The 22,929-nt window shown below is 62.0% G+C and carries 19 protein-coding genes and 2 riboswitches; of the genes, 14 read left to right on the forward strand and 5 right to left on the reverse strand.

Going from position 1 to position 22,929, the window contains the following annotated elements:
- Positions 1–52: 52 nt before the first annotated feature.
- From rplA to rplL, 4 genes are all read left to right on the forward strand, one after another.
- Entirely contained in the window at positions 53–748 is a 696-nt protein-coding gene (gene rplA / locus EWR20_RS04135; protein WP_129359252.1) for a 50S ribosomal protein L1, read from the forward strand.
- A 167-nt stretch (positions 749–915) separates the two neighbouring features.
- Complete coding sequence (locus EWR20_RS04140) at positions 916–1,971, forward strand: ABC transporter ATP-binding protein (protein ID WP_129359254.1); 1,056 nt, start codon at positions 916–918, stop codon at positions 1,969–1,971.
- 301 nt (positions 1,972–2,272) lie between these two features.
- The gene (gene rplJ, locus EWR20_RS04145; RefSeq protein WP_129359256.1) at positions 2,273–2,812 is read left to right on the forward strand and encodes a 50S ribosomal protein L10; all 540 of its coding nucleotides are present in this window, start codon (positions 2,273–2,275) and stop codon (positions 2,810–2,812) included.
- A gap of 120 nt (positions 2,813–2,932) precedes the next feature.
- Complete coding sequence (gene rplL / locus EWR20_RS04150; protein WP_129359258.1) at positions 2,933–3,322, forward strand: 50S ribosomal protein L7/L12; 390 nt, start codon at positions 2,933–2,935, stop codon at positions 3,320–3,322.
- Between the two features lie 447 nt (positions 3,323–3,769).
- On the opposite strand, the gene EWR20_RS04155 is transcribed toward rplL, so the two are convergent.
- The 4 genes from EWR20_RS04155 to moaA are packed head-to-tail and all read right to left on the reverse strand — an operon-like array spanning position 3,770 to position 6,933.
- Positions 3,770–4,963: a molybdopterin molybdotransferase MoeA gene (locus tag EWR20_RS04155; protein ID WP_129359260.1), complete on the reverse strand. Its 1,194-nt coding sequence runs from the start codon at positions 4,961–4,963 to the stop codon at positions 3,770–3,772.
- Positions 4,960–5,616 carry a molybdenum cofactor guanylyltransferase gene (gene mobA, locus EWR20_RS04160; RefSeq protein ID WP_129359262.1) on the reverse strand — a complete coding sequence of 219 codons (657 nt, stop codon included), beginning with the start codon at positions 5,614–5,616 and terminating at the stop codon, positions 4,960–4,962. Before mobA ends, EWR20_RS04155 begins: the two co-directional genes overlap by 4 nt.
- A gap of 3 nt (positions 5,617–5,619) precedes the next feature.
- A complete protein-coding gene (locus EWR20_RS04165) occupies positions 5,620–5,889 on the reverse strand; it encodes a MoaD/ThiS family protein (protein ID WP_129359264.1) in 270 nt (89 codons plus the stop codon).
- 3 nt (positions 5,890–5,892) lie between these two features.
- Entirely contained in the window at positions 5,893–6,933 is a 1,041-nt protein-coding gene (gene moaA / locus EWR20_RS04170; RefSeq protein WP_238147556.1) for a GTP 3',8-cyclase MoaA, read from the reverse strand.
- A 216-nt stretch (positions 6,934–7,149) separates the two neighbouring features.
- Here moaA and modA point away from each other — a divergent pair, with 216 nt between their 5' ends.
- The 6 genes from modA to EWR20_RS04200 are packed head-to-tail and all read left to right on the forward strand — an operon-like array spanning position 7,150 to position 11,545.
- The gene (modA, locus tag EWR20_RS04175) at positions 7,150–7,980 is read left to right on the forward strand and encodes a molybdate ABC transporter substrate-binding protein (protein WP_129359268.1); all 831 of its coding nucleotides are present in this window, start codon (positions 7,150–7,152) and stop codon (positions 7,978–7,980) included.
- Positions 7,964–8,839: a molybdate ABC transporter permease subunit gene (locus EWR20_RS04180; protein ID WP_238147557.1), complete on the forward strand. Its 876-nt coding sequence runs from the start codon at positions 7,964–7,966 to the stop codon at positions 8,837–8,839. Before modA ends, EWR20_RS04180 begins: the two co-directional genes overlap by 17 nt.
- Positions 8,832–10,115 carry a molybdopterin molybdotransferase MoeA gene (locus tag EWR20_RS04185; RefSeq protein WP_129359272.1) on the forward strand — a complete coding sequence of 428 codons (1,284 nt, stop codon included), beginning with the start codon at positions 8,832–8,834 and terminating at the stop codon, positions 10,113–10,115. Before EWR20_RS04180 ends, EWR20_RS04185 begins: the two co-directional genes overlap by 8 nt.
- Complete coding sequence (gene moaC / locus EWR20_RS04190) at positions 10,112–10,603, forward strand: cyclic pyranopterin monophosphate synthase MoaC (RefSeq protein WP_129359274.1); 492 nt, start codon at positions 10,112–10,114, stop codon at positions 10,601–10,603. The genes EWR20_RS04185 and moaC overlap by 4 nt, the downstream gene beginning before the upstream one ends.
- On the forward strand, positions 10,600–11,085 hold the full coding sequence (locus EWR20_RS04195; protein ID WP_129359276.1) for a MogA/MoaB family molybdenum cofactor biosynthesis protein: 486 nt from the start codon (positions 10,600–10,602) through the stop codon (positions 11,083–11,085). The genes moaC and EWR20_RS04195 overlap by 4 nt, the downstream gene beginning before the upstream one ends.
- Positions 11,075–11,545: a molybdenum cofactor biosynthesis protein MoaE gene (locus EWR20_RS04200; protein WP_129359278.1), complete on the forward strand. Its 471-nt coding sequence runs from the start codon at positions 11,075–11,077 to the stop codon at positions 11,543–11,545. Before EWR20_RS04195 ends, EWR20_RS04200 begins: the two co-directional genes overlap by 11 nt.
- 93 nt (positions 11,546–11,638) lie before the next feature.
- Here EWR20_RS04200 and EWR20_RS04205 read toward each other — a convergent pair whose 3' ends face one another.
- Positions 11,639–13,069 (reverse strand): MFS transporter, encoded by a 1,431-nt coding sequence (locus EWR20_RS04205; RefSeq protein WP_238147558.1) that lies wholly within the window; start codon positions 13,067–13,069, stop codon positions 11,639–11,641.
- 181 nt (positions 13,070–13,250) lie between these two features.
- Positions 13,251–13,342: riboswitch (glycine riboswitch) on the forward strand.
- A riboswitch (glycine riboswitch) is annotated at positions 13,343–13,439 on the forward strand.
- A gap of 26 nt (positions 13,440–13,465) precedes the next feature.
- Between EWR20_RS04205 and gcvP the strand changes: the two genes are divergently transcribed.
- The 4 genes from gcvP to rpoB all read left to right on the forward strand — a co-directional run bounded on the left by gcvP (position 13,466) and on the right by rpoB (position 22,919).
- Positions 13,466–16,339 carry an aminomethyl-transferring glycine dehydrogenase gene (gcvP, locus tag EWR20_RS04210; protein ID WP_129359280.1) on the forward strand — a complete coding sequence of 958 codons (2,874 nt, stop codon included), beginning with the start codon at positions 13,466–13,468 and terminating at the stop codon, positions 16,337–16,339.
- A gap of 28 nt (positions 16,340–16,367) precedes the next feature.
- Complete coding sequence (gene gcvT / locus EWR20_RS04215) at positions 16,368–17,552, forward strand: glycine cleavage system aminomethyltransferase GcvT (RefSeq protein ID WP_129359282.1); 1,185 nt, start codon at positions 16,368–16,370, stop codon at positions 17,550–17,552.
- 56 nt (positions 17,553–17,608) lie between these two features.
- Positions 17,609–19,057 (forward strand): L-serine ammonia-lyase, encoded by a 1,449-nt coding sequence (locus tag EWR20_RS04220; RefSeq protein WP_129359283.1) that lies wholly within the window; start codon positions 17,609–17,611, stop codon positions 19,055–19,057.
- Positions 19,058–19,403: 346 nt separating this feature from the next.
- Positions 19,404–22,919 (forward strand): DNA-directed RNA polymerase subunit beta, encoded by a 3,516-nt coding sequence (rpoB, locus tag EWR20_RS04225; RefSeq protein WP_129359285.1) that lies wholly within the window; start codon positions 19,404–19,406, stop codon positions 22,917–22,919.
- Positions 22,920–22,929 lie beyond the last annotated feature (10 nt).

The following is a 22,929-nucleotide window of genomic DNA, read 5'->3' on the forward strand; positions in this document are numbered from 1 at the left end:
CAGGGCCCAGCGCGGTCCGATAGACCACAACTGCACAAGGAGAAATAAGCAGATGGCAAAGCGCAGCAAAGCGTACCAGGCAGCCGCAGCGAAGATCGATCAGGACAAGCTGTACGGCATCACCGATGCGATCGCCCTCGCGCAGGAGATCAACTCCTCGAAGGCCGATGCAACCGTTGAGGTTGCAATGCGCCTTTCGGTCGATCCCCGCAAGGCAGACCAGATGGTTCGCGGCACCGTGAACCTTCCCAACGGCACCGGCAAGACCGCCCGCGTCGTCGTCTTCGCCCAGGGGGACAAGGCCGCAGCGGCCGAAGAAGCCGGCGCGGACTACGTCGGTTCCGACGAGCTCATCGCGAAGGTTGCCGACGGCTGGGTCGACTTCGACGCCGCCGTGGCAACCCCGGACATGATGGGCAAGGTCGGTCGTCTCGGCAAGGTTCTGGGTCCTCGTAACCTGATGCCCAACCCGAAGACCGGCACCGTCACGATGGACGTCGTCAAGGCCGTGGGAGACATCAAGGGTGGCAAGATCGACTTCCGTGTCGACCGTAACGCCAATCTTCACTTCATCATCGGCAAGTCCTCCTTCGACGCTGCGAAGCTCGAAGAGAACTTCCGTGCGGCGCTCGAAGAGATCGTTCGTTTGAAGCCCTCCTCCTCCAAGGGTCGTTACATTTCCAAGATGACCGTGGCCACTACTTTCGGCCCCGGCGTCCCCGTGGATCCTTCCGCGGCGGAGAAGTAAATTCTCTTGTCTGTGATCTCGCGCGATCTGACCGATCGTTCAAGATCTCAGTGAACACATGGCCCCGTGCCGTCCTGAGCGACGGTGCGGGGCCATGCGCGTTCACTGCCCGCCTTCTGAGGGCTAAACTGGCATGATCGTTTTTGCATCGAGGGAGGGCAACCGCCATGAGTCTGGTCTTTGAGGGCGTGACGAAGTCTTTCGGGCGGGCCAAGGTCCTCAGGTCCCTCGACCTGACGCTAGAGTCGGGCACGCTCATGACGGTCTTGGGCCCTTCGGGTGGAGGGAAGACCACGATGTTGCGGGTCGCGGCGGGCCTCGAAACTCCTACTTCTGGAGCGGTGACGCTCAACGGCACCTCCGTTCGTCTGGGAGACGCGTCGGTCGCGTTTCAGGACACGCCCCTGTACCCGCACCTGACCGTCATGGAAAACATCCTGTTCCCCCTTCGCCTGAAATCAGCGGGTGGCTCGAGGGTTCGCAGGGACTCACGGGGACAGCGTGAAGCGGCCCAGGCAGTCCTGGACATGATGCACATCCCGGACCTGGGCCCGAGGCGCATCCATGAATTGTCCGGAGGGCAGAAACAGCGGGTTGGAATCGCCCGTGCGCTCGTACGTGATGTGGGGCTGTACCTCTTCGACGAGCCACTGGCCCATCTCGACCAATCACTGGCTCGCGAAATCCGGGAAGACCTCCGAGAAATTCAGCGCAAGACTGGGCTGACGATGCTCTACGTAACGCATCAGGTTGAAGAGGCATTCGCCCTGGGGGACACTGTCGCGATCTTGAACGAGGGCCGTCTGGAACAGGTCGGTACGCCCCACGAGATCTGGCGCCGCCCCGCGACTCATTTCGTCGCCGGTTTCTTAGGGAGCTATCCGATGAACTTCGTTGCCGGAGAAGGGGAGGTCATCCGGGGGTTCAGACCCGAGAACTGCGTCGTGGTCAAGGACGCCGATCATCTCGAAAAGACTGATCCTCCGTCGGACCGCGGCTTGAGCTTCCACGGCACGGTCGCGACGTCGTCATTCTTGGGGGAAGCCACGTTGGTCGACTTCGACCCCGTTGAACCCAATCTCGGCCCGTTGCGGGCCTTGGTGCCTTCCGGGGTGGAAGGCCGGGTAGGCGCACCGCCCCAGGCCGGGGATGCCGCACGGTTGCGCGTTCATCCGGAACACGTGCACGAATTCGAGAAAGGCACGGGGCGACGTATCGGCTAGCAACCGCGGTGGGCTGCGGATGGAGTGAGGTGTATCGCAATCAACGACACGGGGTGGCTCGCTCGGCGGGCGTGTGGTTTACTTGAGGTACCAAAGACCGCCGGTCGTAGGTTTTGCACGCCCCTCGGGTGTGTTTATCCGCCATAAGAGTTCTCCCAAGGAACCGCCAGCGCAGGTGAACGTGACACAACTGGACTCCGTGCATTCAGATGCATGTTGAGGTTTCGCTGTGCCCCGCCATCTGTGCGGGGCATTTTTTGTGAGCTCATGGGCGCCCGGCAATCAGACCGGAAGGAGTACCATGGCGACACCGGAAAAGGCGGCCGCTGTATCGGAGTTGAGGGAGCTTTTCTCCAACTCGGACGCTGCTGTTTTGACTGAGTATCGTGGTCTCACCGTGGCCAAGCTCAAAGAGCTTCGTCGTTCACTCGGTGAGAACGCTGAATATGCCGTGGTGAAGAACACGCTGACCGCCATCGCGGCCAAGGAAGCCGGCATCGAAGGCTTGAACTTCGATGACCTGAATGGCCCCACCGCTATCGCTTTCATCACCGGGGAACCGGTTGAAGCGACCAAGAGCCTGCGTGACTTCGCCAAGGACAACCCCCAGCTGGTCATCAAGAGTGGTTACTTTGAGGGTAAGACTCTCGATGAAGCTGACATCAAGAAGCTTGCGGATCTTGAATCTCGCGAGGTGCTGCTGGCCAAGGTCGCCGGTGCCGCAAAGGGCACCCTGTCCAAGGCCGCTGCGCTGTTCCAGGCACCGCTGTCCAAGACCGTTCGTACCGCAGAGGCTCTGCGCGCGAAGGTCGAGGAGCAGGGTGGAGAATCCGCTGCCTAAGACGTCCCCGGACGTCATCAACGGGAATCCGTTGGCCCTGCACCTCAGCCTGGGGAGCAGGAGAATCCAAGATCCGTTGCAGGAAACCTCTGCAACAAGACATAAGAAGGAGCCAAACACATGGCTAAGTTGACCACCGAAGAACTCATTGAGGCTTTCAAGGAGCTCTCCCTGATCGAGCTGTCCGACTTCGTCAAGGCCTTCGAGGAGACCTTCGACGTCACCGCTGCTGCTCCCGCCGCCGTTGCTGCTGCTCCGGCCGCCGGTGGCGACGCTGGTGCCGATGCTGCTGAAGAGCAGACCGAGTTCGACGTCGTTCTCGAGTCGGCCGGCGACAAGAAGATCGCAGTTATCAAGGAAGTTCGTGCCCTGACCTCCCTCGGCCTCAAGGAAGCCAAGGACCTGGTCGACGGCGCTCCCAAGCCGGTTCTCGAAGGCGCTTCTAAGGAAGACGCCGACAAGGCCAAGGAGCAGCTCGAGGGCGCAGGCGCTACCGTCACCCTCAAGTAATTCCTTCCGGAATTTCTTTGGTAGAAGGCTCTCCCACCGTCTGGTGGGGGAGCCTTCTTCTTTTTAAATTGATAGGGGGATGTGTCAGAGGCAAAGGAGTTGGCTGGCCCCGGGTATAGCGCGCCCTTCCCGTCGTAGGTTGCCGATGTATCTGCGCTTCAACTGCGAATCCTGGAATGAGGATCCGGCGGGTCATCGATCGATATGGAGGACGACATGAGCGATGCAGCACACGTCGTGAACGTCGTCGGCATCCGCTATCCGGACGTGGATCATGTCGATATTCTGAACAGCGTGATCAGCATAGCCATGCTGGACAAACGGGAGAATACTGGAAGGCCCTCTTTGCCACCAGCGAGGCCATACGGAGGCAATGATCCGTTAGGTCTGCGTCAGCAGTATCCGGGATTGTGCCAGGACGCCGAGACAGCCTCTCAGCCGGGGACATCAATCCAAGAGCAGGCAAGGGACGGACTGCCCCTCCGTGACTCCGTCCGGCGGCACGACAGCCAGGACGTCGGCTATGGCAAGGCCCGAGAGCATGTGGGCTTGCGTGCCTGGGCAGGGACGAACGACGTTGCCGTTGAGCGTGCACGGAACGAGGCTCGTGCTTCCCCTGCGCGAAGGTGGCAGGTCGCGGCCGAGAACGGCGGGTCGAAGGCTCGGCATATCCCGTCCCAGGAATCCGGCGAGAGCGACCGGTGCAAGACTGTAGAGCGAGGCGTGCGCAGCGAGGGGATTCCCCGGCAGTCCCAGAACGATCCGGTCGCCGGGCAGGCGGCCGACGATCGTCGGGTGCCCGGGGCGGACGGCTATCGACGTAGCGACGAGATCAGTGCACATCTCCTCGAGGATCTGACGCACGAAATCCTGGGGTGAGGAGCCCGAACCTCCCGTGAGGATCACGAGGTCACCGCTCGCCCAGGAGATCCATTCGCGGATGACGCCGCGGTCGTCGTGGAGCCTCGTTCGTTCGGTGACGTTCGCTCCCCAACCCCGCAACAGGTGCGGAAACTGGGCGGAAAAGGCGTCACGAACTTCTCCGGCCTGCGGGACTCCGGAGGGGATAACTTCGTTGCCGGTGAAGGCCATGCTGACTGTCATGGGCCGGTGCGCAGAGACGATGTCGATGCCGCAGGCCGCGAGCAGAGCGAGGTGTCGGGGGCCGAGCACGGTTCCTTCCGCGACCAGCTCGGTGCCCCGGTCCATCTCCTCGCCGCGGCGCCGCATGTCCCGATCGGGAATGTAGGGATGTCCCGGGAGGCAACGCACGGTCGACCCAAGGGTCTCGGTGTGCTCGGCGCGGACCACCCCCTCGGTCCCTTCGGGCAGCACGGAACCGGTCAGAACCGGCCAGGCCTCTCCGGCCTCGATCTGTCCGGTGCGACGGTGGATGTTGCGTTCGCCCGAAGAACGGACGGGGTCCGAGGTCAGGCGCCACGGTCCCGGACCAGCCACGGCGAACCCGTCCATGGCCGAGGAATCGAAGTGCGGCACAGGTATAGGGCTCGCAACGGCTCTGGACGTCGTGGAACCCAAAGCGTCCTCGAGACGGACGTCCTCTGGCCTGTCCACGGACCGACCGATGTCACCGGCGAGTCCATGCAAGGCTTCGCGCACGTCGAACCAATCGCGTTTCATCGGTCGCTCCCTTTGCTCATGGCCGTGAAACCGTGAGCCACGGCGTCTTCCCACGTGTCGACGTCGGCGCTCGACCCGTCGGGAATCTCCACCGCGACGGGATCCAGGCGCTTCAAACGGGACATGACCGAAGCGTCGGCCGGCGTTCCGTCGAAGACTTTCAACGCAGCCTCGAGGAGAACAACTGATAAGAGCGGCTGCAAGCGGCCATTGTCGGACCCGATGTAGGCCGAGGCTTCCTCCGGACCGGCCTCGACGGCCCGGGCAAGGGCCTGGAGCCCGGGGCCGGAACGAGGCATGTCGGATGCGACCAGAAAAACCCACGTGCCGCGGGCGTTGACATGACCGCGTTCGGCAAGTGCTCGGAGACCCGTACGAATGGCTGCGGCCGGACCCGAGAACGGCGGGTCTTCCCGCACCACTCCGGAGGCCAGGGGGACCGGCAAATCGTCCGGCCCGACGACGACGGACTCGGATGGTCCCGCGCTCGTGTGCTCTTCCAATTCCGAAAGGACTGCGGACAACAGTGTGCGATCGCCGTTCTTCAGCAACGGCTTGTCGGGGGAGGACGCCGGTGACGACGCGTGCAGACGCGACGAGCGTCCGCCGGCCAGAACGAGCGCCAGGAAATCTGGATGGTGCACAGTGACCATGGGCTAACCTCCGGCGAAAGGCGGCATGATGTCGATCCGCTCGACGCCGTCCAAAGACGCCTCGTGGCTTGCCCGCCGCCCGTCCACCAAGAACGAGCAGCGAGGAAAGACCTCGGCGAGGGTCATGTCCGAGGCTCTATGCTGCGTGTGCTCGCGGCCTAACCAGTCCACGAGCTCACCGAGCGTCCCGACCCCTGCATGAACCGGCTCCACGGTCTCAAGGGCCTGGCCCCGGGCCGCTCGGGCAGCCGCGAAATAATGAATCGCGACCATTACTCAGCCCCCGATCGCGCTCATACTGCGGTCGGGCTGGACGAATCCTGGTGTACCCAGTCCGACCTTGGTCTGACCGTGGGCTTTGGGTTTGGCCCACATGGCCGCGCGCCAGATATCGGCTATCTGCTCGTCGCTCGACCCGTCTCGCAGAGCGGCCATCAAATCCGTCTCTTCGTGGGAGAACAAGCAACTGCGGATCTTGCCGTCCGCGGTAACTCTGGTACGGCTGCAGGCTTCGCAGAAGGGCTCGGTCACGGATGCGATGATCCCGACCTGGCCGAGAACGTCGGCCTTTTCCTCCGAACCCTGGGCCGCCAAGGGACGTACGTCCCATAATTCGGCCGGCGCGGAGCCGCGAGGCTCCGATTGCGGCCTCAGCTCGAAATCCTCGGAAATCCGTTCTCGAACTTCCCCTGCGGTGACCATGCCACTGCGAGTCCACTCGTGGTCGGCATCGAGAGGCATCTGTTCGATGAAACGAAGCTGGAAGCCGTGGCGAAGGGACCAATCGAGCAATTCCCCGGCCTGATCGTCGTTGACCCCACGCATGAGGACAGCGTTGATTTTGATGGGGTGTATTCCCGCCGCAGCCGCGGCTTCGAGCCCCCTGAGAACGTGAGGCAGGCGATCTCGCCGGGTGATCTTCGCGAAGGTTTCCGGACAGACCGTGTCCAAGGAAACGTTAATACGGTTCAGACCCGCGTCAACCAATTTGTCGATTTTCTTTTCCAAACCGATGCCGTTGGTCGTGATCGACATCGGCAGATCGGGATGAAGGCCGCGGAGATCACCGATGATGTTCGCCAGATCAGCCCTGACCAAGGGCTCCCCACCGGTGAAGCGCACCTCTCGAATACCCAGGAGTCTGACGCCGATGTCGGCAATCCGAACCGCCTCGGAGGCGCTCAGGAGTTCGTTCTTCCCCAGCCAATCGAGGCCTTCCGCGGGCATGCAATACGTACACCGCAGGTTGCATTTGTCGATGAGGGACAGCCGGAGATCATTGGCCACACGTCCCCACTGGTCTTCCAAGAGTCCCAATGCCGCCTCCTCGCGTAGAGCGTTCAGTTCCCACGGTACTCGTGATTGTCGGATTGCGGGAAACTCGCCGAACCTCCCGAATCATCCGTTGACTACGAGTTATAACGGAGGGACGCGGAGCTGGCTTCACGCCACAGACCGCCAACGGACCCTCGTGCTGCGGTACATTCGCTGTCAGGGCCATGGCCACGACGAGCACCCAATGGAGGACGAAGTATGAAAGCCCACCGGAACACTGATGTCCAGAACTCGGCCCGTCTGCGGGGCCGTCGAGGCCGACTGATAGGAGCCATCGCGACGTCCGCGGTCGGCCTGATCCTCCTGACCGGGTGTGGAGGCCAATCCAATGATTCGAGCTCCGCCGACGACAAGACCATCAATGTCTTCGCGGCGGCCTCGCTGAACAAAGCGGGGGACGAATTGGCCTCAAAGTACAAGGAAAGCCATTCCGACACGGATATCAAGTGGAATTACGCGGGTTCCTCGGCACTGGTGCAGCAGATTGACCAGGGAGCCTCCCCGGACATATTCGTCTCTGCAGACCAGCAGAACATGGACAAGGCCCTTAAACTCGACGCCTTCAAGGATTCCCACGACACGTCCGTGATCGCGACTAATACACTGCAGTTGGTGACTGCGCCCGGCAACCCGGGCAATGTCCATTCTATTCAGGATGCCGCGGACAAACCCGTCGCAGTCTGTGCCGCCGAGGTACCGTGCGGGACCTTGGCCCAGCAAGCCCTGGATGCGGCGAGCGTCAAACTCGACAACGCGAGCCAAGAAGCCAATGTATCGGCCGTGTCGACCAAAGTCAGCCAGGGAGAAGTGGACGCCGGATTCGTGTACTCCACGGACGCGCTGAACATGCAGAAGAACAACGAGGACATCTCGACGATCGACCTCAAGGGAATTCAGAACAATCAGTACCCTGCGGCCCTGACGGATACCGGCAAGAAGAACGGCGAGGCCAAAGACTTCTACAAGTGGCTCAAGAGCGATGACGCCAAACAGATCCTCGAGAAGTACGGCTTTGGCTCGGACGAATAATTCGAATTATGCGTTCCCGGCATGGATGTACGTCCCGGCCGGGATCGCACTGCTGTTGGTCCTGGGGCCGCTGGTCGGACTGATCGTCAAGATCCCGTGGTCGCGGGCGGGTCACCTCCTGACGGAGCCTTCCGCGATGGAAGCCCTCGAGCTATCGGTCACGACGGCCTGTGTCTCCACGGTGTGCTGCGTCGTCGTCGGAATTCCGTTGTCGCTGATGCTGACCCGCACCGGCCGGCCTCGAACCAATGAATCCGGCCGCATAGGGACGGCAGGACTCGCATCCGCATTCAGCGGCCCGATCGCCTTCATCGTGTATGCGCCGTTGGTGCTCTCGCCCGTGGTTTCCGGCTTGGCCCTGATGTTCTTCTGGGGTCGCAACGGACTGTTCGGAAAGATACTCGCCGAAGCGGATGTGACCATCGCATTCACGTCGTGGGCCGTGATTCTGGCCCAGGTATTCGTGTCGATGCCGTTCTTCGTCTCGACGGCGGTGACGGCGCTCTCCGCGATACCTCGCCGCTACGAGGAGATCGCGGCCACCGAGGGGGCAACGCGCGGTGAGATCATTCGCAAGGTCCTGCTGCCTCAGGCGGGGCCTGGACTTCTGACCGCTGGTCTCCTGAGTTTCGCGCGGGCGCTCGGTGAGTTCGGGGCGACCATTACCTTCGCCGGAAATATCGAAGGAACGACCAGGACCATTCCGCTCAACATAGAGATCGGTCTCAGTTCCAACGACGTCGACGCGGCACTCGGCAGCTGCATCATGCTACTGGCGCTGTACTTGTTGGTCGTGGGGTTGATGCTCCTCGCGAGATTCTTGGGAAAAGTTCGAAAGGCGGGGAACTCCTATGCATGACTCGGCACCGCGTTCACCGGGCGAGCACCTGACAGCTCTGACCCGGTTGGTTGCATCCCTCGGGGCGAGCCCACGGAGCGAAAATTTAGCTCTCGGTAAGGCATATGGGCGTATCCACGCGGCTCCCGTCATTGCCTCGGAGGACTCGCCGCGGTTCGACAACTCCCAGATGGACGGCTACGCGCTCAGTGCCGAGGCGAACCGGTCACAGGATCGTACTTTCGTTGCCGGCCCCGTATTGCCCGCGGGGACCGACCCCGCCCGCGACTATCCCAGAGGGTTGGATCGAGCCGACCTCGTCTGCCCGATCATGACCGGGTCCAAGCTGCCCAAGGGAACGGCCGCCGTCGTGCCGGTGGAAAAGTGTAATCCGACTGAATTCGTGGCCACCGGAGAACACCTGCAGGTTCCTGCCGTCCCGAACGGGCAGTTCCTCCGTATGGCCGGATCGGACCTCGTTCGGGGAGAAACCCTCGTCCCGGCGGGCAAACCACTCAGCGCCCAGGCCATCGGGGTTCTGGCGAGCCAAGGTATCGCGACGGTCGAGGTATGGGCCCGGCCCCGGGTGATGATCTGTACTGGGGGAGAAGAAGTCTCCGCGGATTCGACGGCGCCGTTGGACAACGCCCAGATCCCGGATGCCAATGGTCCAATGCTCGAGGCACTGTGCCAGGAGTACGGCCTGGAGGTCGCCGAGAAAATCGTGACCGGCGACGACGCCGACCAGCTGCGTACCCGCCTGACGGAAGCCGCCAGACGAGTTCAGCCTGATCTTATCGTGACTTCCGGAGGCATTAGCCACGGGAAATTCGAGGTCGTTCGACAGGTCCTGGAGTCGGAGGTCCACGCCTGGTTCGGACACGTCGCTCAGCAACCCGGCGGCCCCCAAGGCTATGCCGCGCTCGCCGGTGTCCCCGTCGTCGCGCTACCGGGAAATCCTGTGAGTACCCTCGTCTCCTTCCGACTCTTTGTCGCTCCTTTGGCCGCCCGTATGTGGGAGGCAGCGCTCGAACGGCACCCGGTCACTGCCTTCGTGTCCCAGGGACTTCGTGGTATTCAGGGAAAGACTCAGTTCAGACGTGGCCTCCTCAAAGCTCGCGACGACGCCACCTTCTGGGTCCAGGCCGTCGGGGGACCGGGCTCACATCTGCTTGCGCAATCCGTTGCCTCGAATTGCCTGATCGAAGTGCCGCCGAAAGCTGACTTGCCCCGCGGGTCCGCCGTACGAGTCCATCCGTTGACCCCGGCTCTGGAGCACCTTGAGGAGAATTCATGACAGAACATAACGACCAGTTGACCCACGTCCGCGACGACGGTTCGGCACATATGGTGGACGTGACCGGCAAGGAGGAGACGAGTCGGGAAGCCACCGCGGTCGGCACCGTCCGGACCCGCCCTGACGTCGTCGGACTCATATATGCCGCGGATCTTCCCAAAGGCGACGCATTGCCCGTGGCACGAATAGCCGGAATCATGGGTGCCAAGAAGACCCCGGACCTCATTCCTTTGTGTCATCCCTTGCCTCTGGGCAAGATCACGGTGGATTTCGATCGTCTCGAGGACGGCGTCCGGATCAAGGCGAGGGTCAAGACCCGCGGAGTGACAGGCGTCGAGATGGAGGCGCTGACCGCAGTCAGTACGGCCGCACTCGCGCTGTACGACATGATCAAAGCGGTTGACAAGCATGCCACGATCACCGACATGCGTGTACTGGCCAAGTCGGGCGGTAAATCCGGCTCCTGGTCCATCGAGGAGGACCGATGACCGGACGGACGGCGCTGGTGCTCGTTGCCTCGACTCGGGCGGCGCGAGGAGTCTACGAGGACCGCTCGGGCGTGAAATTGGTCGACTGGTTGCGCTCCGAGGGCTTTTCGAGTCCGGATCCGATGGTGGTCGAGGACGCGCACTTTGCGGAAGTCTTCGAGACGGCGGTTGCCAATGAGCGCGCGAGGCCACGGCTGATCATCACATCCGGGGGCACGGGTCTGAGCTCCGACGACCGAACGGTTGAGGCGGTCGCTCCGCACCTGGACTACGAAATCCCGGGCGTCATGTATGCCTTGTGGCGCAAGGGGCTCGAGGCGACACCGACCGCGATCCTTTCGAGAGGCGTCGCGGGAGTGATCGGCCGCAGCTTTGTGGTGACCCTTCCCGGTTCCCCGGGCGGAGTCAAGGATGGAATCGCTGTTTTGGATGGAATCTACCGGCACGTTCTGGATCAATTGGAGGATCGTCATGACCACTGAACATTCCAGGGACCCGGCGTACGTGGCCGAGCAAACCGGCGTCGTGGTCAGGGCCGATGTGATCGAGGAACCTCTCGAACCGCTGGCGGGCCAAGCACGGTCGGCGACCCTGACCCGCGCCATGGGGGCCCTCGTGGTCTTTGACGGCGTCGTCCGGGACCACGACGAGGGACGTGGTGTCCAGGGGCTGACCTATACAGCGCATCCGCAGGTCGGGGAGATGATGCGGGAGGTGGCCGCGAAGGTCTCCTCACGGAACCCCGAAGTCAGGCTGTGGGCAGTTCACCGGATCGGTCCCTTGGAAATCGGCGAATCGGCTCTGACGATCATGGCGGCCGCGGCTCACCGCGGAACCGCCTTTCGGGCCTGCGAAGACATGGCAGATACGGTCAAAGCGGAAGTGCCGATCTGGAAAGAACAGCTTTTGGACGACGGAACGGTCGACTGGGTAGGCCTGTAAGACCAGGGCGTGCGTGAACCGGGTTACGGCGGGCATATCGGATCGTGCGATGGCCCGAAAAGCACGCCACAGTCCGATGCCGACCCTCGTCCCCTAGGGGTGGACCGTCGGGACTTCCTTGGTCAGGGGCTCTGCCACGTCTTCCAGCCCTTTGTTCTCGGCATCGACGCCGAGGAACCACGCGACCAAGCCCCCAGCCATCATGATTACCGCGCCCATGAGATAACCCCAGACCAAAGGCCCGCGGTGCTCGCCGGTGCCGATGAGAACACCGTAAATGAGTGGGGCGACCGCGCCGGCGACCTGCGCGATCGAGAAGAAGTAACTGATCGCCTGGCCACGAACTTCGATCGGGAAGATCTCCGAGACGGTCAGGTATGCGGCCGAGGCGCCGGCGCTCGCGAAGAAAAAGGCCACGCACCAGAAGATCGTATGAGTGATCGGTCCCAAGACGTTCATGGAGAACAAGATCGCGGAAGCAGCCAGTATCACCGCAGCGAGTCCATAGGTTCCGAAAATCATTTTGCGGCGCCCGATCGTGTCGAAAAGTCGCCCCAGCAGGATTGGCCCCAGGAGCGACCCGAGTGCGAACGGGATCATGTACTTGCCGGCCGCCGAGTGGCTCACCCCGTAGAAAGTCTCCAGCACGATCGCATAGGTGAAGAAGATCGCGTTGTAGAGGAAGGACTGTGTCACCATCAAAGTGATACCCAGGACCGTGCGAGTCGGATATTGCTTGAGGAACACGTGGGCGAGTGACTTCAACGGCAGCTTCTCTTCGGGCTTGATCCGCAAAGCCTTGCTCTCGTCGACCTCTGGGATCTCCCGACCGCGAGAGCGGACATCGTCCTCGATGCCATCCACAACCGATTCGGCTTGTTCACCGTGCCCGTGTGTCAGCATCCAGCGCGGGGATTCCGGGATGTGGCGACGTATCAAGATGAGGATCAGTCCCAGCACCGGGCCGATGAAGAACCCTATGCGCCAGCCCCAGTCGATCGGGAAGAGGTTGGGATCCAGCAGGAAGATCGTCGCGATCGCCCCGATCATCACACCGCCCCAGTAGGTCCCATTAACGATCAGGTCCACGCGACCTCGATATTTCGCCGGGATCAGTTCGTCGATAGTGGCATTGATCGCGCTGTACTCGCCGCCGATGCCGGCGCCTGCCACGAACCGCCAGATATAGAGGAACCACGGGGCGAAGGAGAGTCCTGCAATGCCCGAACCGATCAGGTAGACCGCAAGCGTCAGGATGAAAAGCTTCTTCCGACCGATCCGATCGGTCAGAGCGCCGAAGAACAGCGAGCCCAGGACCTGACCCAAGAGGTAAGCAGTGGCCGCCCCGGTGATCTGGGTCGTGGACATGTTGAGGGTCTGCGCGAAGCCATTGGCCGCGACGATCTGGACTTCGAGACCGTCGAGAATCCATGCGGTTCCCAGACCAACGATCACCATGGTGTGGAATGTGCTCCACGGCAGGCGGTCCAGACGAGCTGGGATCAAGCTGGTAATTGACTTCATGGTGACAAACATAACGTTGCTATCCAGATCCGGCTAGTGGACCACATCGTCACTGGGCCACGAGACGGCAGTCTTGCGAGAAAAAGGGCTTCTTCCCTTGTCAGAGCGCCACCTCGACGATGCCGGGGGCCGATGTTCGCCCGTGCCCGTGGGATGTGGCACACTTAAGGAAAATTGCCGCTCAAGCACTGCGGGAGAGCCTCGGCTGGACCGGGCGCCGAAGGAGCAAACCCTCCCCGGGAAACTCTCAGGCCAATGAACCGTAGTGCCAGGCAACTCTGGAAAGGGGCTCCATGGTCCCGCCGAAGGGGCAAGGCCGCGTGAGATTCCGCGGCTGAAAACTCTCAGGTCAAGGCACAGAGCGGGGAGGATAGTTCCGCCGACCCCGGAGAGATCATGTCCTTCCTCGATCGCCACCTTGGCCCCCGTACCGCAGACGTCACCTCGATGCTCGAGGAGCTCGGCTTCGAATCCCTGGACGCCCTGGCTGATGCCGCGGTTCCCGGTTCTATCCGTAAATCCGCATCACTCGAACTGCCCGGACTACCCGAAGCCCTGAGCGAGCACGAGGCCGCCGCACGCATCAGGTGCCTCGCCGACCGCAATCAGGTCAAGGTCCAAATGATCGGTCAAGGGTATTCAGAGACCATCACCCCAGCCGTCCTTCGTCGCAATATCCTGGAAAATCCGGGTTGGTATACCTCGTACACCCCGTATCAGCCGGAAATCTCTCAAGGTCGCCTCGAGGCCTTGCTGAATTTCCAGAACGCGATCATGGACCTTACGGGGATGGACATCGCCAACGCCTCAATGCTGGACGAGTCCACGTCCGCAGCCGAAGCCGTGGTCATGATGCGCCGGGCCAACCGCAAGGTCAAGGCCGGCAAGGTCGTCGTGGATTCGCGGTTGCTGCCTCAGACTCTGCGAATTATCGAAGGCCGGGCGTCTACCCTCGGGATCGACATCGTCACGACCGACCTTTCGGAAGGGCTGCCGGACGGCGAACTGTGCGGGGTCCTCGCCGCGCAGATCGGTGCGGACGGGCAGATTATCGACAACACCGACCTCGTCGAGATGGCACACGAGCGCAATGCTCTGGTCACGATCGCGACGGACCCCCTCGCGCTCGCTCTACTCACGTCGCCGGGATCCCAGGGGGCCGATATTGCGATCGGCAGTTCCCAGCGTTTCGGAGTGCCTCTCTTCTTCGGCGGACCGCACGCTGCGTTCATCGCGATTCGCCGGGGGCTGGAGCGCTCGCTTCCCGGGCGGTTGGTCGGAGTCAGCACCGACGCAACCGGTCGTCCTGCGTATCGCTTGTCGCTGCAAACCCGCGAGCAGCACATCCGACGCGAGAAGGCGACGTCGAATATCTGTACAGCGCAGGCGCTGCTCGCAATCGTCGCCGGCGCATACGCGGTGTACCACGGTCCGGAAGGACTGCGTCGGATTGCGGAGGAAATCCACGACAAGGCCGCCTACCTCGCCGCGGGACTCGAAGCCGGAGGGATCGAGCTGGCTCATCGGGTCTTCTTCGATACCGTGACGGCGGTTGTTCCCGGCCGTGCGGATGACGTCGTGGCCTCCGCCTTGGACAAGGGCATAAACCTCCGCAGGGTCGATGCCGATCGCGTAGGCATCAGCCTCGGAGAACCTCATACTTTTGAGCAGCTCGACGCGGTGCTGTCCGCGTTCGGCTCCGCTCCTTCGGATGCGCCGGGGGAGTTCGACCTGCCCGCTGAGTCGCTGCGCCAGGACGACTACCTGAGCCATCCCACTTTCCACAGTCACCGCAGTGAGACCTCAATGATGCGTTACCTTCGGGAGCTTTCCGACAAGGATCTCGCTCTGGACCGCACGATGATTCCCTTGGGCTCCTGCACCATGAAGCTCAACGCTGCTTCGGAGATGGAACCCATCTCATGGCCCGAGTTTGCGAATATTCATCCGCTCGCGCCCAGAGACCAGGCTCAGGGCTGGCTCGAGCTGATCAAGAACCTCGAGGACTGGCTGACCGCCATTACTGGGTACTCGGCCGTCTCGCTCCAGCCGAATGCCGGATCACAAGGTGAGTACGCGGGCCTTCAGGCAATCCGCGATTACCACCGTGACCGAGGAGAATCCGGGCGCGATGTCGTGCTGATTCCGGCCTCGGCGCACGGTACCAACGCGGCCTCGGCCGTGATGGCGGGGCTGAAAGTCGTTTCGGTGGCCACTGCGGAAGACGGATCGATCCTTGTCGACGATGTGAAGGCCAAAATCGACAAATACAGACAGCAGCTCGCTGGCATCATGATCACCTACCCCTCGACCCACGGCGTCTTCGAGGAGACCGTGACCCAGGTTTGTGAGCTGGTCCACGATGCAGGCGGTCAAGTCTATGTCGACGGCGCGAACCTCAACGCCTTGGTGGGCCTCGCCGCTCCGGGCGAGTTCGGCGGCGACGTCTCTCATCTCAATTTGCACAAGACGTTCTGCATCCCGCACGGCGGGGGCGGCCCGGGAGTCGGGCCAGTCGCCGTGGCCTCACAACTGGCTCCGTATCTGCCGGGCGATGCCGCCGAGCTCGACGCTGAATCGGGCGCCGACTCGAAGCGGGTGGAGGCCGTTTCGCAGGCCTTCTTCGGTTCTGCGGGGGTTCTTCCGATCTCCTGGATGTACATTGCGATGACGGGCGGCGAGGGGCTTCGGCAAACGGCCGAGGTTGCGATCCTCAACGCGAATTATCTGGCCAAACGCCTCAACGAATATTTCCCCGTGCTGTACACGGGTCCGTCCGGCTTGGTTGCCCACGAGTGCATCTTGGACCTCAGACCCATGACGCAAGCTTCGGGGATCACCGCGGAGGACGTATGCAAGCGCCTCATCGACTACGGATTCCATGCTCCGACGCTGGCCTTCCCCGTGGCCGGGACGCTCATGGTCGAGCCCACCGAGTCCGAAGACCTCGAGGAACTTGAACGGTTCATCGAGGCAATGGCCCAAATCCACGCCGAAATGACCGAGGTGGCCGAGGGACAGGTTGACGCCGAGCAGTCGGTCTTGCGGTTGGCGCCGCATACGGCTGAGATGCTCTCGGCCGATGAGTGGGATCGGGAATATTCACGCTCGAAGGCCGGTTACCCCGTGACGAGCTTGCGTCGCCACAAATACTGGGCACCGGTCGGCCGAATCGACGGTACAGCGGGCGACCGCAATTTCGTCTGCGAATGCCCTCCGATCGAGGCCTTCGACCTCGAAGCAACGAGTGCCGAATCCACCTCCGAGTAACCACTCCTGAAGAGAAACGAGCATTGCCATGACGATTCAGAACCAGGACTACATTCCGAACCCCGAAAGCCCCCGCAAGACGGCCCTGTACGGCGTTCACGAAGCCCTCGGTGCGTCCTTCACCGACTTCGGCGGTTGGGAAATGCCGCTGAAGTACGACAACGACGTCGCCGAACACAAAGCGGTTCGAGAGGCCGCCGGTCTTTTCGACCTGTCCCACATGGGCGAAATACGGATCACGGGCCCAGATGCCTCCGCGCTTCTCGACTATGCGCTGGTCTCTTCCTTCTCCAAGCTCACCGTCGGCCGCGCGAAGTACTCCGTGATGGCCAATGAACAAGGCGGGTTGGTCGATGACCTCATTACGTATCGTGTGGCCGAGGAGGAATACCTCGTCGTTCCCAACGCCTCCAATGCGGACGCCGTCCTCCGCGAGTTCACCGTCCGTGGAACCGAATTCGATGCGAGCGTCCACGAAGAAACCGCGGCCACCTCGCTCGTTGCATTGCAGGGACCCGTTGCGGCCGAAGTCCTGGAGAATGTCCTCGATGAACTCCACCTCGCCGACGGGGGCACAGAACTTTCCGGACTCAAGTATTATGCGTCCGCGCCCGCGACCGTGGGCGGCGTCGACGTTCTGCTCGCCCGCACCGGGTACACGGGTGAGGACGGATTCGAACTGTACGTACCCAATGAGTCGGCCGAGGTCCTTTGGAAACTTCTCCAAGAGGCGGGGCAGGACAAAGGGGTCGTGCCTGCGGGCCTGGCTGCCCGCGACTCCTTGCGACTGGAAGCGGGCATGCCGCTCTACGGCCACGAGCTCGGAGCCGATATCTCTCCCTATACCTCGGGATTGGGAAGAATGGTCGACAGCGCGCTCAAGAGCAAGGCGGACTTCGTCGGCAAGAGCGCGTTGGAGAAGGCGAAAAGCGCCGCAGAGGACGCAGACCATCGGGTACTCGTCGGGCTCAAAGGCCTGTCCAAACGGCCCGCACGTGCCGGTTCGACCCTGATCGAAGGCGATGGGGACGATCGTCGGGAGATCGGGGAAGTCACCTCCGGGATTCCGTCGCCGACCCTGGGCTACCCTGTAGCGCTGGCTTTCGTCGAGGCCCGACAAGCCGACGTGGGAACAACCATCGCGGTCGACATCCGCGGAAAATCCAATGATTTCGAGGTCGTGGAACTGCCGTTCTACAGCCGATCGAAATAGATTCCGTGACTTCCGGTTCCGCCGGAGCACAAGTACCAGGGGAGGTGTGGAAGGCCATGAAAAGCACCACCGATATCAGCATTTTCGACCTGTTCAGCATCGGTGTGGGTCCCTCGAGCTCCCACACCGTGGGGCCTATGAGGGCTGCCAACCGATTCGTCACCGAACTGATCGGTGCCGGCCGCCTCGACGAGGTCGCAGGGGTCAAGGTCGACCTCTACGGTTCCTTGGCCGCAACCGGCGCAGGACACGGAACCATGTCCGCGGTCGTCAAGGGACTCGTGGGTTGGGTCCCGGAGACCATTGACGTCGCAGAGGCGGAAAGGCTAGTTTCCGAGAACCAGGCAACCGGAAAACTCGTGCTCGCTGGATTCGGCCCCGAGGTGGCCCCGTCCGAGGCCGGCCGGGACCTCTTGGTATCCGGACCCGAGGTCGAGGTCAGCGAAGCGGCGATGGTGCTGCGGCCGCTGACCGTCCTGGAACGGCACACCAACGGCATTCGATTCACCGCGACTGACGCGGACGGGCTGATGCTGGACGAGAGGACGTACTTTTCCGTGGGCGGCGGATTCGTGATCGAAGAAGGAGAAGAGGCCGCCGGGGGAGACAGCCTCACGGACGTTCCGTACGCGTTCGACTCCGCCGAGGAATTGATCTCACAAGCCAACGAGGCACGCATTTCGATTGCGGAACTCAAGATGGCCAACGAGATGACGGCGCGTTCTCGCGAGGACGTCGAGGCCGGGATCCTTCGGATCTACCGCGTCATGCGTGAATGCATCGGATCCTCGCTGACGCGCATCGGGTATCTGCCAGGTGCCCTCAAGGTCCGGTGCCGGGCCCAGCGCTGGCATCGGGAACTGCTAGATGAAGATCCCAACAAGGATCCGCAGTACGCGATCGACTGGGTCAATCTCATTGCGCTCGCGGTCAACGAGGAAAACGCCTTCGGGGGCAAAGTCGTCACGGCTCCGACGAATGGTGCGGCCGGAATCGTGCCGGCGGTGCTCCACTACGCGGTGAACTACATTCCTGCGATCCGCCACGGAGGGAAAAAAGTCCGCGAGAAAGCGGTTATCGACTTCTTCCTCGCCGCGTCCGCGGTCGGAACGCTGTACAAGAAACGCGCGTCGATCTCCGGGGCCGAAGTCGGTTGCCAAGGCGAAGTGGGCTCGGCCTCGTCGATTGCGGCCGGGGGGCTCGCGCAGGTTCTCGGTGGCAACGTCGAGCAGGTCGAGAACGCCGCCGAAATCGCGATGGAACACAATCTCGGGTTGACCTGTGATCCGGTCGGTGGTCTCGTCCAGATCCCCTGCATCGAACGGAACGCCATGGCCGCGGCCAAGGCCGTGAACGCAGCGAAGATGGCGATGCGCGGAGACGGGGAACACCGGGTCTCCCTGGACCAAGTCATCGAGACGATGCGGCAGACCGGCGTCGACATGTCCAACAGGTACAAAGAGACCTCTCAGGGCGGTCTGGCCGTCAACGTGGTCGAGTGCTGACGGAGCGAATTCCCCTCGAGGTGGCAATTCGGCCGGATGCCACCGTCGCCGACCGAGCAGAGCTTCCAGCTTACGGCGACGAACTGGCACCATCGCGGGTGGACAGAACTGCCGGAACCGTGTAGAGTAAAAATTTGCGCTTTCCCTAAATTTTTGTGCCTTCATATAGCGGTGGGTACAACTGATGGATCCAGCTCACGCTTCCAGGCAACCACGACCACCGACTCACAGAGATCGCCCATTTCTGGGCCGAACCTCGTGTGCCTAAGATCGCCCGCCGGAACGTGGGAAACCGTGGATCCGGGCAAGCCTTCGTGTACAGACAGGTCTGTGGAAGGATCCAATCTTGGTCGCCTCGAGCACCTCCAATTATGATGCCGCTCAAGCGGAGGGAAACCCGCACGACGGTTCCGCCTCACGCATTTCATTCGCAAAGATTCACGAACCACTCAGCGTTCCCAACCTGCTGGCCCTGCAGACGGAGAGCTTCGATCGTCTGGTTGGCAACGACCGCTGGATTCAGCGCGTTGCCGAAGCGGACAAGACCGACGACAACTCCGTTTCCCGTGTTTCCGGCCTGACGGAGATCTTCGAAGAGATCTCACCGATCGAGGACTTCCAGGGCACCATGTCCCTGTCCTTCTCGGAACCGGAATTCGCTGATCCGAAGTACTCCATGGAGGAGTGCAAGGATCGTGATGCCACCTACTCGGCCCCGCTATATGTCAAGGCCGAGTTCATGAACAACGAAACCGGTGAGATCAAACAGCAGACCGTGTTCATGGGTGACTTCCCGCTCATGACCGAGTCCGGCACGTTCGTGATCAACGGTTCCGAGCGCGTCGTCGTCTCCCAGCTGGTTCGTTCGCCCGGTGCCTACTTCGAAAAGGCCGTGGACCGTACCTCGGACAAGGACATTTACTCAGCGCGCATTATTCCCTCGCGCGGTGCCTGGTTCGAGCTCGAGATCGACAAGCGCGATCAGGTCGGCGTGCGCCTGGACCGCAAGCGCAAGCAGTCCGTGACAGTACTGCTCAAGGCACTCGGCTGGACCGACTCCAAGATTCTCGAGGAATTCGGTGAGTACGATTCGATTCGTGCAACCCTCGAGAAGGACACGGTCGAGACTCGCGACGAAGCTCTCATCGATATCTACAAGAAGCTTCGCCCGGGTGAGCCGCCGACGGTCGACGCGGCCCAGTCGCTGCTCGACAACATGTACTTCACCCCGAAGCGTTACGATCTGGCCAAGGTCGGTCGTTACAAGATCAACCGCAAGCTCGGCGTGGACAAGCCCATTGGCGACAACGATTCCTCGGTCCTGACCCAGGAAGACATCGTCGCGATGATTCGTTACCTCGTGACCCTGCACGCCGGTGGCAAGTCCATCAAGGGCAAGCGCGACGGCGTTGAGCAGGACATCCTGGTCGACACCGACGACATCGATCACTTTGGCAACCGCCGCATCCGTGCGGTCGGCGAGCTGATCGAGAACCAGATCCGCACGGGTCTGTCCCGCATGGAGCGCGTGGTTCGTGAGCGCATGACCACTCAGGACGTCGAGGCCATCACGCCGCAGACCCTGATCAACATCCGCCCCGTCGTCGCCTCCATCAAGGAATTCTTCGGCACCTCGCAACTCTCGCAGTTCATGGACCAGAACAATCCGTTGGCTGGACTGACGCACAAGCGTCGTCTCAACGCCCTCGGCCCCGGCGGCCTGTCCCGTGACCGTGCGGGCATGGAGGTCCGCGACGTGCACCCGTCCCACTACGGACGCATGTGCCCGATCGAGTCTCCTGAAGGCCCGAACATCGGCCTTATCGGCTCACTCGCGACCTTCGCGCGCATCAACCCGTTCGGCTTCATCGAGACCCCGTACCGCGAGGTCATCAACGGCAAGGTGACCGAGAGGGTTGTCTACCTGACCGCGGACGACGAGAAGGGCAAGATCATCGCTCAGGCCAACGCGCCGTTGACCGATGACCAGCACTTCGTCGAGGAATACGTGCTGTGCCGTGCCTCGGACGGTTCCGGCGAGGCCGAGGCCAAGCCGGCCGACGATGTCCAGTACATGGACGTTTCCCCACGCCAGATGGTGTCGGTTGGTACGTCACTGATCCCGTATCTCGAACACGACGACGCCAACCGCGCCCTCATGGGTGCCAACATGCAGCGTCAGGCCGTGCCGCTGCTCGAATCGGAATCCCCGATCGTCGGCACCGGCATGGAAGGCTACGCCGCGATGGACTCCGGCGATTCCGTGCTGGCCCAAAAGGCCGGTGTTGTTCGCGAGGTCTCGGCCGACATGGTCGTCATCGCCAACGATGACGGCACCACGACGTCGTACCCGATCGCCAAGTTCCTGCGCTCCAACCCGGGCAACTGCTACAACCACCGTGTTGTCGTTTCCGAGGGGGACCGCGTGGGTGCTCGCGGTCTGATCGCCGATGGTCCGTCGACTGATCAGGGCGAATTGGCTCTCGGCAAGAACCTGCTGGTCGCTTACATGTCCTGGGAAGGCCTCAACTACGAGGACGCGATCATTCTGTCCCAGCGCATGGTCTCCGAGGATGTTCTTACCTCGATTCACATCGAGGAGCACGAGATCGATGCCCGCGATACCAAGCTGGGCGCGGAAGAGATCACCCGCGACATCCCGAACGTCTCCGAGGACGTCCTCTCGGCTCTCGACGAGCGAGGCATCATCCACATCGGTGCCGAGGTCGAGGCCGGCGACATCCTGGTCGGCAAGGTCACGCCCAAGGGCGAGACCGAGTTGACACCGGAAGAGCGCCTGTTGCGCGCGATCTTCGGCGAGAAGTCTCGTGAAGTTCGCGATACTTCCTTGAAGGTTCCGCACGGCGAGTCCGGTACGGTCATTGGCGTTCGCGTGTTCGACCGGGACGAAGACGATGAGGACATGCCTCCCGGAGTCAACCAGCTCGTCCGCGTCTATGTGGCTCAGAAGCGCAAGATCACCGACGGCGACAAGCTCGCCGGCCGTCACGGCAACAAGGGCGTCATCTCCAAGATCCTGCCGGTCGAAGACATGCCGTTCATGGCCGACGGAACTCCTGTCGACGTGATCCTGAACCCGCTGGGTGTGCCCGGACGTATGAACATCGGTCAGGTCCTCGAGGTCCACACCGGTTGGCTGGCCCAGCAGGGCTGGAAGATCGAGGGCAACCCTGAGTGGCTGGACAACCTGCCGAATTTCCCCAAGGAATCCGGCCCGACCAAGGTTGCAACCCCGGTGTTCGACGGTGCGGATGAAGAGGAAATCTTCGACCTGCTGGATCACACCAATCTGAACCGCGACGGTGAACGTCTCATCGACCGTTCGGGCAAGGCACTCTTGTTCGACGGTCGTACCGGCGAACCCTTCCCGGAGCCGATCTCGGTGGGTTACCAGTACATCCTCAAGCTGCACCACTTGGTGGACGACAAGATCCACGCCCGCTCGACCGGTCCTTACTCGATGATTACCCAGCAGCCGCTGGGCGGTAAGGCTCAGTTCGGCGGACAGCGTTTCGGCGAGATGGAGGTGTGGGCACTCGAGGCGTACGGCGCCGCCTACACCCTGCAGGAAATCCTGACCATCAAGTCCGACGACGTCCACGGACGCGTCAAGGTCTACGAGGCCATCGTGAAGGGCGACAACATCCCAGAACCGGGTGTTCCCGAGTCCTTCAAGGTGCTCATCAAGGAAATGCAGTCTCTGTGCTTGAACGTCGAGGTTCTCTCGACCGAAGGCAATGCGATCGAAATGCGCGACTCGGAGGATGAAGGATTCCGGGCTGCAGATGAATTGGGTATTGACCTCTCCCACAACGAGCCCAGCTCGGTTGAGGAAGTCTAAATCTCACTCA

The sequence above is a fragment of the Rothia uropygioeca genome (genome assembly GCF_004136585.1).
GTDB lineage: Bacteria > Actinomycetota > Actinomycetes > Actinomycetales > Micrococcaceae > Rothia.